We start from the raw sequence: 13577 nt of genomic DNA, 5'->3' as shown, positions 1-13577 counted from the left end.
AGTGTGGCAGAGGCAGCCAAGGAGCTTGAGGCAGGGGTTGAGCAGGTGGTTGCTACAACGACTGAGGTTGCCAAACTTGGGAATGAGCTTAAGACCGCGGTAGAGAAATTTAGGGTTTAGTTTGTCCTTTACAGGCCCTTTCAAAGAGAAAGGGCTCTTGATCTTACCTCTTTTTGTGATTAAAAATAAAATTAAAAGAAAGGATTTTTAGAGGAAATAATAAGGCAAGAAGTCCCATTAATCCAAGGGTTAACACACCGATTAACCCAAATATATGTCCTGTTTTTACAAACAGGGTAGGGTGATAAAGAGGTTTTATAACAGTAGTAGAGGCAATTTCTACTTCAAGAGAGGTTTGGGTGGTAATTTTTCCTGTTGGGTCTACTACTCCTGTGATACCAGAGTTTGCTACCTGAATGGTAAACCTTCTTGATTCTACCGCACGTAGTATTGCCATCTGGAAATGTTGGTAAGGGGCTGAGGTTTGACCGAACCAAGCATCGTTGGTGGCGATAAAAACCAACTGTGTATTTTCCTTTAGTCTTTCTTTTAAAATCTCCCCAAAAGCACTTTCAAAGCAGATAAGAGGGGTTACCTTGATAAACCCGGTATCTAAGGGTACATAAAGGTTTTTAGAAAACCCTGGTCTAATTACATCGGTTACCACTGAAAAATTTTTTAAAAAGGGAAAATACTCTACCAAGGGGACATACTCTCCAAAAGGCACCAGTTTTACTTTATCATAAAAGTCTACAAAATCTTTTCCATCCCATACCATAAGGCTGTTGTAAGCCATCGGTTTACCTTCAGTATAGCTTAACCGAAACGTGCCAAAAACGATGCGAGGGGTTAGGTTAAAATTTTTTCCTTCAGCCCCGATGTCTGTTAACAGACGAAGAAGCTCAACAGTATGTTTGGTCTCATAGGGAAAGTAAAAGTTGAAAGCGGTTTCTGGGAACAATATCAGGTCTGGTTTTTCTTTAAGGACCTTTAAAGCTAATTTTCTATAAACCTGAAAGGAGGTCTCCAATTGCTTTGCCTCTTTTATCTCTTGAGGAATGTTTCCTTGAAGTAGGGCTACTCTAAGTTCCTTTGGTTCTTCTTTAATTATTTTTTCCCAATGGGTTTTTAAGTAAAAACCAGAAATCATGATTAAAATGGTTGATAAAAAAAATATCCAGGTGTGTAGACCAAAAAAAGTTTTCAGGTAACCTTGATTTTCTGATAGTTTTTTGAACAACAAAAACAAAAAATAGTTGGTAAAAACCAGAAAAAAGCTTAAAAACCAAACCCCTCCTATTTCAGCTAACTGCAAAACTAAAGAAAGGTTAGTAGCTATATAACCTATTTGCCCCCAAGGAAAACCTGTAAAAAGATTAGCTCTAAGCCATTCTATACCAACCCAGGCAAGGCTTAACAACCATCCCTTTGTTAGAGTAGGGTTGTCAAAAATATGACATCGATAGGCTATGGTTAAACCTAAGGCATAATAGAGTGCAAGGTAAGAACACATAAGAAAGAGCAAAAAGATGGAAAAAAACAAATTTAACTCACCGTATTTGGTTAAAGTATATACTATCCAGTAAACCAGAGTAGCAAAATGAAAAAGCCCAAACAAAAAACCACACACTAAGGCTTGGATAAAATTTTTAGCCTGAGTTAACGCCCAGAAAAGTGGAACTAAACCTAAAAAACCAAGTATCCATAAGTTCCATTTAGGAAAGGCTAAGGTGATAAGAATTCCAGAAAGGATAGGTAAAAAAAGATTAAGGTTGAACAAGGTTTTCATCCTTTTTTCTAACCTTTAAAAGTTCTATTCTCTTTCCGTCAGATTTTATGATTTCAGCTTCTAAAAAGGAAAGAGAAACCCTTTCCCCTGAGGTTGGAATACGTTTAAGATGATATATGATAAGTCCTGAGATGGTTTCAAAATCTCCTTTAGGTAGAGTTATTCCTAAACAATTTTCTATCTCTCTGACCTTAAACGTGCCTGGCACCAACAACCATCCTTTAGAGTCTGGAGCAGGACAACAGGAGGTGCTTTTAATAATTTCGTATAAGATGTCTTTTAACCTAAGCATTCCGGTAAGTTCTGAGAGTTGATCTACCACAAAGGCTAAGTCTGTCTGTTTTTCTAACATCTTTTCCATAGCCTGCATAAGAGAAATGTTTTCAGGAATGATAAGAGGTTTTTTAATTATCCAGTCTTGCCACATAAACACCTTTTGAGCAACTCCTTTTAACAAATCTCTGATAGCTACATACCCTAACAGGTTGTCTAAGTGGTTTTGATATACCGGATAAAAAGAAAAGGGATGACGAGAGATGATGTTTAAGACCTCCTCCCAGGAATAAGTGAGGTCAAAACCTACTAAATCCTGTCTGTTTATAGTTATTTCTCTTACTTCTATGGCTTTTAAATTGATAAGATTTAAAATAAGTCGTTCTTCAAACTCAGAAACTACCTTTTCTTCTTTGTAGTCTTCCAGAACCTCTCTTATATCCTCTTCTATCTCAGATATCTCAGAAGGTTTAGAGGGAATACGAAAAAGTTTTTTGAGAAACTCTGACAGATAGTCTATGCCCATAGGCTAAAAAAGGCTTTGTTGTTCCAGCCAAGAAACGTAACTTTTTACTGCCTCCTCAAGAGTATACATTGGTTTATTATAACCTACTTTTTTCAATTTGGTAATGTCTGCCTGGGTAAAATACTGATATTGTTTGCTCAGGTTTTCTGGCATGTCTATGTATTCTATGTTCACAGGAAGGTTGAGGGCAGAAAAAACAGCTGTCACTAAATCCTTAAAAGACCGGGCCTGTCCAGTACCCACGTTAAATATACCTTTTATTTCTGGATGCTCTAAAAAGAAAAGGGTAACCTCTACCGCATCTTTTACATAGATAAAATCACGCAGCTGACCTCCGTCTACGTATTCAGGCCGATAAGACTTAAAAAGTCTTACCTTGCCTTCTCTTTTGATTTGTTCGTAGGCTTTAAGAACTACGCTTCTCATGTCACCTTTATGAAATTCTTTTTCTCCAAACACGTTAAAATACTTTAAACCAACAACCTTTTTCGTAAGACCTTGGTAATAAACCCACAGGTCAAACAGTTGTTTCGAAAATCCATAGGGGTTCAAAGGTTTTAGTCGAGGGATAAGGGTTTCATCGTCAGAAAATCCCAGAGACCCATCTCCATAGGTAGCTGCAGAAGAGGCATAAATAAAGGTTATCCCATGTTCTAAACAGAAAAGAGATAGTTTTTTGGAATATATATAGTTATTTTTGTAGAGATAATCTAAGTCTTTTACCGTGGTATCGCTACATGCCCCTAAGTGAATGATAGCTTTAATCTGTTTAAAATGGTTTTGTTCAATACGGTCTAAAAACTCATCTTTTTGAAGATAGTCTAAAAACTTAAGCCCTAAAAGATTTTTCCATTTAGGACCTTCCTTTAAATGGTCAACTATTAAAATTCGATCTTCCCCTCTTTGGTTCAAGGCTTCTACCAAGTTAGCCCCTATAAAGCCTGCTCCACCTGTCACTATGATAAGAGGTGTTTTCATGATGATCTCCCAACTATCCTACAAATTTAATAAAAATCTGTGTTACAATACCAGAAATTATGGTTAATGCAAGCACAGGTAAGATAACTGCCCTGATGAACTGGCCTTCTTCTTTTCCATGAACTCCTATGGTAGCAGCTGCATTGGTGATTTTGGCTGGGGTTATGGCTGAAGCGATGCCCCCCCCTACAGAATGAGCAGCATAAACCCACATAAAAGCCCCTGCTCCTACTGTAGAAAGGGTTGCTTCCCACTGAATTTTAGCAAAAAGAACATTAGAAGCAGTGGCACTTCCTCCTACAAAAGTTCCTAAAACCCCTAAGAAGGGAGCAGAGATAGGATATAAACTACCTAAGGTGTTAGCAAGAAAAATAGCTATTATTCGGTCCATGTTATAGTCTTTAAAATAAGGTGTAGGAACAAGTTTTCCGTTTACCACCTCCATCGCAGACCAGGCCATGATATAAGCTACAGCAAAAAACAGAGAATAGGCTAAAAAAGGCCCCCAAGACCGTTGAACCCAAAGAGAAAAGGTTTTTTTTAGTTGCTCTGATGAAGGTTTAAGAATACCGATAGAAAGAATACAGACTACCATTATCCAAAACCAAACGTTACTAAGTATGTTTAAATCTTCCTTTTTGTCTGCAAAAATATGTATCACCTCGAGATTCCCTAATAACGAGGAAAGCTTAGTTTTAATCGTTGCAAGATTCACTATAAAAGAAAAAAGTATCAAAAGAAGAAAAGGAGAGGCAGATTTTAAGATACTTGAACTAAACCTCACCCTTTCTTCTTGGTTTGAGCCGTATACGTTTTTCACCCTGTAGTAAAAATAAACAAAAACCATGGTAGCTAATCCTGAAATTACCCCTATTATTTCTACAGGAAAAATCCTTATATAGGCACAAAAGAGAGCAGAGAGAGAAATAACAAGTCCAGATAAAAGTCCAGGTAAAAGGTTTTTTCTTATAGCCTCATAGCCTCCTACGGTGTAAAGCATAAGAAGAGCAAAGAAAGGAGAGATGATCGGTAAAAATAAAGTGATCTTAAAAGTAAAATCCCAGATAAATTCATCCAACCCATTAACTCCAGGAGGATTAATCCCAAAAGAAAGGGCTACCTTGGCAGGCAAGGTAATTGGGATAGAAAACAGGGCAAAAGAGGTAAGAGGGTCATAACAAAGGATGCTGATGGCTATAGCAGCAACCGGAGAAAAACCTAAGATCCTAAAGATCGGAGGAAACATCGCAGGAGTAACCATCCCAAGAGCAGTACTGAGTGAACCAAATCCCATCCCCAAAAAAAGAACCTGTTCTTCTTTGGTTTTTACAATACCTTTGATGTAATCTACAAGGTTTTTAAGATCACCTGTTTCTCTCATCAAAAAGATTAAAAACATCGTAAAAAGCACTGCCAAGGTTATGCCTAACGCTTTGATTATTCCCATGTAAGTAGCCCCTAAAGCTACTGAAAAAGGGGTTTTAAAATAAATTACTGCTACCAAAATTGCAAGTATCCACCCAACGACAGAAACAAAAGTCCCAGAACGATGAAAAAAAAACATACCCAAAAAAACCACCAGAAGAGGAAAAACCGCTAAAAACACTTCCATAGTTAACCCTCCTACTGTTTTATGTTAACAAAATAACATCATAAAGTTTTATTATCATTTTTTGCTAAAAAATCAAGCTTAAAAAGATTTTTTTAACGAATCATACTATTGTCTAAATTAAAAAGGCTTGAAAAAGGTTGTCAAACACTTATTTTTAATTAAAAACAGAATTTTAAAAAGAGGTTTAAAATGGAGAAGATGCAAGAAAAAAAAGAAAATGTATATGGAATTGGGGAGCCAGACTTAAAATCTATATATAAAGGCGGAGAAGCCCTAAAAAAAGCCCCTAAATTTTATGGAGTATCTACAGGAATAGAAGGGCTTGACCCACTTTTTTATGTGGTGGTTTTAGAAAACGGAAAATTAGTTAAAAAGCAGTTGGGTGGTATACCTGCTTATTCAGTTTTTAACATCACCGGGGTATCTGACACAGGAAAGTCTTTGATGGTTGAACAATTTGCTGTAAAACAGGCTTCTAAAGGAGAAGGGGTAGCCTTTATCACAGTAGAAACCCCTGCCAACTTTTTAGCAGCTTCTTTAGAACTAAGAGCTAATGCTATGGGTTTTAACTTTAAAGATTTTGAAGACAACCTTATCATCATAGACGCAGCTTCTTCAACCAAGCTTAGAGAGAGTTTACCTGACCTTTTGGCAACCTTAGCCTATGTTATTCAACACTATAAAGCTAATTTTACGATCATAGACTCAGTAACCGGGCTTTTTGAAACCAAGGAAATGCTTGCAAGGAATATAGTAAGAAGGCTTTATAATTTTATGAAAAAATGGTACCAAACAGCCCTTTTTGTGTCTCAAAAACGAAGTGGCCATGAAGAGTTAACGGCTGAGGCGGCTGGAGGTTATGCCGTTGGACATATCGTTGACGGAACGATGGTCTTAGCCAAAGAACTTATCGATTCAAGTTTTAAGGCAAAAATGTATAAAAAAGAAATCGGAGAAATAGTAAGGCTTTTTAGGATTGATGGATGTAGGATGTGCGGACATGATACCAAAACCCGGTTTTTAGAAATTACTGAAACCGGCTTAGTAGTGATAAAAGAACCTATTTCTTAAAAATAAAAAGGAGGTAAGGGCCTATGGTTATCCAAATAACCAGCCCTACAGTTTCTGAGGCAGAGTTAGAGCATTTGGTTAGTAGGGTGTTTTTTAAGGCTATCGATTTGTTAGGTGGGCTTAGTAAGCTTGCTGAATTTAGGACCCTTACTTGGTTGCCATCTTTGGCCAGGGCTGCTTTTGTGTTGGTTTTAAAAGAAGAGTACGTAAAAACCGATGAAGAGATAGCAGAAAAGGTAGGCTTAACCAAAAACACCGTTAGAAACATCCTGAGGGCAGACCCAGAGCTTGCCTTGCAAAAGATTAAGTCTCTTGAAGAACTGGTAAACGAGGAAATGAAAGAGTTAAAAGTGCATACCGCAGGAGGTATCGCCAAGTTAGCCTATAAAGAAATTAAACAAGGAAATGACGCCCAGACCTTGCTTCACTACTGTTCTGTGGTAGCCGAAGACTTAGCCAAAACTTTAGAAATTCCCTGGGCTTATTTAGTCCTTAAAAAATCTAAAGGATTGAAATATCCTGTAGAATCCTCAGAGGTTTTAAAAGGAAAATTCGCCGATCTTTCGATAAAAGGGATCTCTTTAGAGGAAATCATTACTCATATTCAATATCCTATAAAAAACCCAGCTCAGTTATTAAAGGAAATAAAAGACTACTTGACCCTACAAAAAGCACAGGAAAAAGATTAAGAAAAACCTTGTAAAAACTATTGACAAAACCTATAAACAGGTTATGTTATATTCGATTTGGTTCTTTGAGAGTGGGGCCGTAGCTCAGAGGGAGAGCGCGTGAATGGCATTCACGAGGTCGTGGGTTCAAGTCCCACCGGCTCCACCATCATTTTCTCACAAATTTTTTCAACCATTTCTAATAAACCAGACCAACCTAATTCCTTTACCTCTTCTTTTAGGTAGATAAGGGCTTGAGGAATAAATTTTAAAAAATACTTTTTTCCTTTAAACAAACTTAAGTTGGCATACGCCCCAAGGGCTTGCAGGTGCCTTTGTATCCTTAGATAGATTAAACTACGTAAAAACTGATGTTCTTCAAAATGAGGTTCTATCTTTTTACGCATTTTTATATAATAACCTAAAAGTTCTTCCTTAAGATTATGTTCCAGCTGATAATATGGGTCCCATAAAAGAGAGGCTATGTCATAACCAGGAGGTCCTATCCTTGCACCCTGGTAGTCTATAAGGTAGGGAGTTCCGTTTTTTATCATTATGTTCTGACACTGTAGATCTCGATGTATCAGGTTTTTAGGAAAACTATCAGATATCTTTGCCAGCTCTTCAAACTCTTGTTCTAAAATCTCCTCATCTGAAATCTTCAAAAAAGAATGCAAAAACTTCTCCTTAAAATATTGCGTTTCCCATCTAAAATGCTCGTAATCAAATTTTTTGAATTTACTTATAACAGCAGCGTCTACAGGGATAGTATGGAGTTTTATCACTTCATCAAGCACTTTTTGATACATCTCTTTTATCAGGCTTAAGTTTATTTTCCCTTTTAACCAGTTATACAAGGAAAGATCTCCCAGGTCTTCAAAAAAGACCTCTCCTTTTTCCTGGGAAACTTGTAAGATATGAGGAACCTTTACTTCTCTTTTCTGAAAAAACTTCTGGTACTCTACCGTCCTAAAAAAATCTTCGTTTAGTCTTTCAACCTTCATTTTAACCAAACCGTTTATCCTGTAAAACTTCCTCTCAGAGCCTCCATAACCTATCAGATAACCTTCTTCTGAGTGAGGTAAAAACTGTTCTCGTGGGACTTGGATAAAGAAATCTTTACCTAAAATTCCGTCTTTAAACCTGCCAGAAACCATACTTTCTGGCGAAATTACCGCTACGTTTTCTAAAAAAGTCCCTTTTTCAAGTTGAGAGGCTACTTCAACAGATACATAGCCTTGAAATTCTACCTCATCTGTAGCAACCTCCGGACACACGTACAAGTTTTCTCCTTGGGTTCTTAAAAGATAGATCAAGGTTTTCAGGTATGAGGCAGGGGTTCCTATGTCAAACCAGGGTCCTTTTTGCTCATAAGTATAGATAGGACAACCTTTCTTTAACGCCTCAACCCAACCCTCTAAAACCGTAGAAGGACTTTCAGAGAGAAAGTTTAAAAACTCAGGACTATAAACAGCTATACCAGTAAAACCAGTTTTTTTACAATATCGTTCTGGAACACAAAGTGGTTCTACCCCCAAAAATTTACCTTCTTCATCTACGAAAACTTTATTTGCAGAGGGATTAGGTTTAACCACCAACGTGGCTATTGTTTCTTTTTTAAAATGAAATTTTAGCACCTCTCTTAGGTCTATCTCTGCAAAGATATCTCCGTTATAAACCACAAAGAAAGAGTCTTTTAAGAAGGGTTGAGCTTTTTTTATCCCTCCTCCTGTGCCTAAAATCTGTTCTTCAAGGGAGAAGAAAAATTTTTCTTTATAAGCACAGCTCTTAGCCCAGGCTAAAATTTTTTCTGGTTTATGATGAAGGTTAATTCCTATAGCCTCAGGGTTTAACTGATTTACGTTTTTAAGAACATACTCTATGATGGGTCTACCTAACAACGGAACAAGGGGTTTGGGGATTTCTTCAGTAAGAGGGCGAAGTCTTGTGCCTAATCCTGCTGCAAGAATAAAGGCTTTAACTTTCATCTATGACTTTAGTAAAGGACGAGCAGGATAGTAGTCTCCATGTCCTGGAAAAATCATAAGGCCTCTGCCTTGATTTTTAAGCTTTTCATCAAGGTCTTTAGAAAGTCTCTGCAAAAGTTCCATCTCCTTTCTAAAAAGGGCAGAGTTAGCATTGGTACTTGTCATCAAAAACTTAGGTATGTTTAGCACCTTTTTTTCTTCTTCTGTAAGGCTTGGCACATAAAGGAGATAGTCTGCGGTAAAAAGAAGGCCGGTTTCTTCACAAAGAAAAAATACCTGTCCAGGAATGTGCCCTCCTAAGCTTTCTAAGACCTTAAAACTTAAACTGCCTATCTTAAACCGGTCGATTACCGGAAAACCATAAAGGGTTTCATCTGATTTTTGACTGTTAAAAACCTTGGGGGACTTGGGAAACTTGGTTTTGGTAAAATAGTTTACTAAGATCGTAAAATAATGATTAAGTTCTGAAAGAGGGGTGGCAACACCATAAACTCGGTTTTCATTTTTCATCACGTTTAGTGCATCTTTGTGGCACCAAACCTCGGTTTGAAATTCTTCTTCAAAATAACCTGTAAGACCTACATGGTCTGCATCCGCATGAGAGAGATAGATTTTTTTGATCTTTTCAGGATTTATCCCTTGGCTTTGAAACATAGTTTTGATGTCTTGATAATATACCCCATAGCACGTATCTATCAGGTAATATTCGTCGTTTAGCTGAAACACATAAAGATTTCCTCCGGTAGGAGGTTTAAAAGTGTGTAAGATAACATCCCCCAGAGGAATACTTGGCAACTTCTTAAAAAAGAAATTTGGTCCTACTTTGGTTCTTGAATAGATGGCAAAACTTAAGATGTTTCTAAATATTTCTCCAGCTTCTAAGTTTTTCCCTGCTTCTTTATTAAAATTAATTAAATTTTCCGAAAGGTATTTAGATGTTTCTACTAATTTTTTGATTTCTGCTACTTCTTCTTCTGGAAGGAGTTTTTTCAGGTTAAAATAAAAACGTTCCAGAAGGTTTAACCCTAAAAGCCTGGTGGTTTCCTCTTCTTTTCCTGAATATTCTAAACTATAATGATAACCTGCCTGATTCAGTGAGTATAAAAGTTCGTTTGCCTTTTGTTTTTCTGGTAAGTAAAAAGCGATAACAGCCTTGTTTTCAGAAAGGTATTCATCAAAACTCATAAACACTACATTAGCCTGGTATTCTTGTAAAAGCTTACCAATCTTGGCTAAGGTACCTGGTTTGTGTTCTACAAAAACAGCTAATTTAAACACACCCTCAGGTTTGGTTATATCAAAGTTTTCTTGATAGGTTTCTCCAAACCACCCTTTTTCTGATAAACTTTGTTGAACTTTTTCCCAGCTTGATAAGTCTTGAAATTTTCCTTCTATGATGACCCTATTAGGATGTTCTGACCGGTTGTAGTAAAAATATACGATGTTAACCTGGTTTTGTTCAAAAAGTTTGGCAAGGTTAGCAAGAGAACCTGGTTTATCTGGCACAAACACCTTAATCTTTACCAAAAACTTCTGTTGTTTAAAGTCTTTATAAACCTCGAAATATTTAGAAAAAAAGTTATCCATCATTACTTTTATCTCAAACCAAAAATAGCAAATAGAAACATCGGGGCGACAGGATTTGAACCTGCGACTCCCGGCTCCCGAAGCCGGTGCTCTACCAAACTGAGCTACGCCCCGAGATTTTGGTAAATTTAATTAAAAACCTTTTAACAAATTTTTCAAGACTGTCTGTCAATAAAACAAAAAGCAGTAAACATTAACCTATAAAACTTAATTAGACTTAACAAGATTAAGTTTCTATATTAAAATTAATTATAAAAAATAACGCCTTAAAAAGGAGATCCTATGTCTTACATAGATTGGGATCACACCTGGGAGATAGGGATAGAAAGCATCGATAATCAACACAAGATGCTTGTCAATCTCATAAACAGATTATACGAAAACATAGTTTTTAACCCAGAAATTTCTAAAGATGAGCTTTTATACACTTTTCAAGAATTATACGATTATGCTCGATATCATTTTGAAACCGAAGAAGCTTTTATGAAGGCTCATGCTTACCCCAAACTTGAACTACATAAAAAATCACATCAAACCTTTGTAGAAAAACTTGATGAACTTTATAAGAAATTGGAAGGAAAAAAACCAGAGAATTTAAAAGAGTTGTGTTTATCTATATTTAATTTTCTAAAAAATTGGCTTTTTTCTCATATCATAACCTTAGATAAAGAGATAGAAGTTTATTTAAAGGAGGTCTCTACTGAAACTCCGGTAGAGGTTAATCTTTACAAGCTATATGGATTTTTATCTAAAAATGAATCTTTAGAAAAATTGGACCAGCTTATAAAACGAGGAGAAGCAAAGACTATTTCTTTTATCCTTTTTGACATAGATGATTTTTATTTAATAAATCTTAGATATGGTTTTGATGTGGGAGATTTAGTTTTAGAAGATTTTGCTAAGCACCTTTATAGAAACATAAAAGAAGATCAGTTTTGGTTGGCTAAGTTTGAAGGAGATAGGTTTGGGATTATTTTGACAGACGATAAAAATTTTTTAAGGACTTTTTCCACCATTAAAAAGGTGTTTCAAGTCACAGAAAACTACCATTTTACCCTTATAAAAGATCAAAAGGTTGAGCTGGTAAGGTTTAACATCTCTTTAGGACTGGCCGTTTATCCTAAACACGGTAAAGATCCCAAAGATCTTTTAATCAAAGCAGAAATTGCTGTTAAAAAAGCTAAAGAAGAGGGAAAAAATCGATGGGTTATGTTTTCTGAGGAAGACTACTTGGAAATAAAAAAGCTTGACAGGATCAAAAATCTTTTAGATGAAGCTTTAGAAAAAGAACTTGTTTTTCCCTTTGTTCAGCCTATATTTTCAGCTAAAACTCAAGAGGTTATAGGAGGAGAAGTCCTCATCAGGGTTTTCTGTGAAGAAGAAAAAAGGTTCATTTCTGCAGGAGAATTTATTAAGTTTGCCTTAAAATCAAACTATTTAGACAGGTTAGAAGAGGTTATGTTTAAAAAGCTTAAAGACTGTCTAAAATTTTATAAGTTTAAAAACTACATGATTTTTATCAATCGTTCTATCACCTCTTTTGAAAAGTTTGAAAGATTAATCTATGAAATGGAACAATGGATAGATCTTGTTCAAAAATTTAAGGTTAAACTGGTTTTAGAGGTGACCGAAGCCTCTCTTATAGATTTCATAGACCTTGTGTTTTTTATAAAAGAAAAGGCCAAACAAAACAACATTCTTTTAGCCATAGATGACTTTGGAGCTGGACATGCCTCTTTTGGATATCTTTTAAAGTTTAAGCCTGATTTTATAAAAATCGACGGAGATTTTGTTAAAGCCTCCTTTCATTCTGAAGATAACTTAAAGGTGTTAAAAGGTATAATAAGACTGGCACGGGATTTAAAGATTAAAACGATAGCAGAATTTGTAGAAAATAAAGAGATAATGGAAATGCTGGTAAAAAATAAGATAGACTATTTACAAGGATACTATCTGGTTAAACCGATGAGCATAGAAGATTTTGTAAAGAGTTATTTAACCAAGTAGCTCTTTTATGTTTTTAACCAAAAGCTGATTTTGTTCAGGAAGTCCTATGGTAATCCTTAATGAGTTTGGAAACCCATAAGGTTTAAGAGGTCTTAAAAGAAGCCCTCTTCTTAACAGCCCTTGATATAAGTGTTCACAAACACTACCAAAATCAACCATGATAAAATTAGCCTGGGAAGGATATACCTTAAAACCAAAAGAAGAAAGTTCTTGGGTTAGATATCTTCTACCTTCTCTTACGATTTTTAGGCTTTTCTTAAGGTAAGACCGGTCCTCTAAGGCAATCAGCCCAGCTTTATAGGCAAAAAGATTAAGGTTAAAAGGTTGTCTCAAACTGTCTAAAAGCTGAGCTAAACTTTTTTCAGCCATACCATATCCTAACCTTAATCCTGCAAGACCGTAAGCCTTAGAAAAGGTTCTCAACACTAAAACGTTAAAACCATTTTTCAAAAACTCTATACCTAAGGGAATTTCAGGGTCTTCTATGAACTCTCCGTAGGCTTCATCTATTACCACCAGGATATTCTCAGGAAGGTTTTTAAAAAAAATGCCCCAATCTTTTCTGTCTAAGACACTACCTGTGGGGTTGTTTGGGTGGTCTAAAAACACCACTTTGGTTTTGTTAGACAAATTTCTTAACAAACCTGGTATATCGTGCTTAAGTTTGTTATCAAGAGGGACAACCTTGACCTTAGCCCCATAAATTTGAGCGAACTTTTCATACATCAAAAAACTGGGTTGACTTACCAGGACTTCATCGCCTGGATTTATTAACGCCTTAAAAACAAGTTCGATCACCTCATTAGAACCATTTCCAAGGATAAAGTTTTCTGGTGATAGCCCCCACTTTTTAGCAAGGGCTCTTTTTAGTTCTATATAACTTGCCTCTGGATATAGATTAACAGTTTTAGCCAATTCTTTTATGACTTTTACCACCTTGCGAGAAGGTCCAAGAGGATTTTCGTTGGAGTTAAATTTGTAAACCGGACCTTCTATCCCAAGCTCTCTTCTGATTTCATCTATCGTCTTCCCAGGAGGGTAGGGAGTTAGTTGTTTTAAATAAGGTTTAAAGTCCATC

The 13577-nt window shown here is 36.1% G+C and carries 10 protein-coding genes and 2 tRNA genes; 4 read left to right on the top strand and 8 right to left on the bottom strand.

Annotated elements, in window-relative coordinates; translation table 11 throughout:
• Positions 1–163: 163 nt before the first annotated feature.
• From lnt to G580_RS0101905, 4 genes are read right to left on the bottom strand one after another with little or no spacing between them, the layout of a single operon-like run.
• Positions 164–1789: an apolipoprotein N-acyltransferase gene (gene lnt / locus G580_RS0101920; protein WP_028840805.1), complete on the bottom strand. Its 1626-nt coding sequence runs from the start codon at positions 1787–1789 to the stop codon at positions 164–166.
• A complete protein-coding gene (locus G580_RS0101915; RefSeq protein WP_028840804.1) occupies positions 1767–2588 on the bottom strand; it encodes a transporter associated domain-containing protein in 822 nt (273 codons plus the stop codon). Before G580_RS0101915 ends, lnt begins: the two co-directional genes overlap by 23 nt.
• A gap of 3 nt (positions 2589–2591) precedes the next feature.
• Complete coding sequence (rfaD, locus tag G580_RS0101910; protein WP_028840803.1) at positions 2592–3566, bottom strand: ADP-glyceromanno-heptose 6-epimerase; 975 nt, start codon at positions 3564–3566, stop codon at positions 2592–2594.
• Between the two features lie 13 nt (positions 3567–3579).
• Positions 3580–5178, bottom strand: coding sequence for an L-lactate permease (locus G580_RS0101905; RefSeq protein WP_028840802.1), 1599 nt, complete (start codon positions 5176–5178; stop codon positions 3580–3582).
• 198 nt (positions 5179–5376) lie between these two features.
• Between G580_RS0101905 and G580_RS0101900 the strand changes: the two genes are divergently transcribed.
• The 3 genes from G580_RS0101900 (at position 5377) to G580_RS0101890 (ending at position 7086) form a co-directional block, all read left to right on the top strand.
• Positions 5377–6249, top strand: a complete 873-nt coding sequence (locus G580_RS0101900; RefSeq protein ID WP_028840801.1) for a KaiC domain-containing protein — start codon at positions 5377–5379, stop codon at positions 6247–6249.
• Positions 6250–6272: 23 nt separating this feature from the next.
• Positions 6273–6938, top strand: coding sequence for a bacterio-opsin activator (locus G580_RS0101895; protein WP_028840800.1), 666 nt, complete (start codon positions 6273–6275; stop codon positions 6936–6938).
• Positions 6939–7011: 73 nt separating this feature from the next.
• A tRNA-Ala gene (locus tag G580_RS0101890) sits at positions 7012–7086 on the top strand.
• Here G580_RS0101890 and G580_RS11925 read toward each other — a convergent pair.
• From G580_RS11925 to G580_RS0101880, 3 genes are all read right to left on the bottom strand, one after another.
• A complete protein-coding gene (locus G580_RS11925) occupies positions 7049–8905 on the bottom strand; it encodes a sugar phosphate nucleotidyltransferase (protein ID WP_425425807.1) in 1857 nt (618 codons plus the stop codon). The two genes, G580_RS0101890 and G580_RS11925, sit on opposite strands and share 38 nt — an antisense overlap.
• A complete protein-coding gene (locus tag G580_RS0101885; RefSeq protein ID WP_038041327.1) occupies positions 8906–10492 on the bottom strand; it encodes an MBL fold metallo-hydrolase in 1587 nt (528 codons plus the stop codon).
• A 40-nt stretch (positions 10493–10532) separates the two neighbouring features.
• Positions 10533–10606, bottom strand: a tRNA-Pro gene (locus G580_RS0101880).
• A gap of 168 nt (positions 10607–10774) precedes the next feature.
• Here G580_RS0101880 and G580_RS0101875 point away from each other — a divergent pair.
• Positions 10775–12499 (top strand): bacteriohemerythrin, encoded by a 1725-nt coding sequence (locus G580_RS0101875; RefSeq protein ID WP_028840798.1) that lies wholly within the window; start codon positions 10775–10777, stop codon positions 12497–12499.
• Here the strand turns inward: G580_RS0101875 and hisC are convergent.
• Positions 12488–13576 carry a histidinol-phosphate transaminase gene (gene hisC / locus G580_RS0101870; RefSeq protein ID WP_028840797.1) on the bottom strand — a complete coding sequence of 363 codons (1089 nt, stop codon included), beginning with the start codon at positions 13574–13576 and terminating at the stop codon, positions 12488–12490. The genes G580_RS0101875 and hisC overlap by 12 nt on opposite strands.
• Position 13577: the final 1 nt, after the last annotated feature.

The organism is Thermodesulfobacterium hveragerdense DSM 12571, assembly GCF_000423845.1.
GTDB classification, from domain to species: Bacteria; Desulfobacterota; Thermodesulfobacteria; order Thermodesulfobacteriales; family Thermodesulfobacteriaceae; genus Thermodesulfobacterium; species Thermodesulfobacterium hveragerdense.
This window is presented reverse-complemented; position numbering and strand designations above follow the sequence as displayed.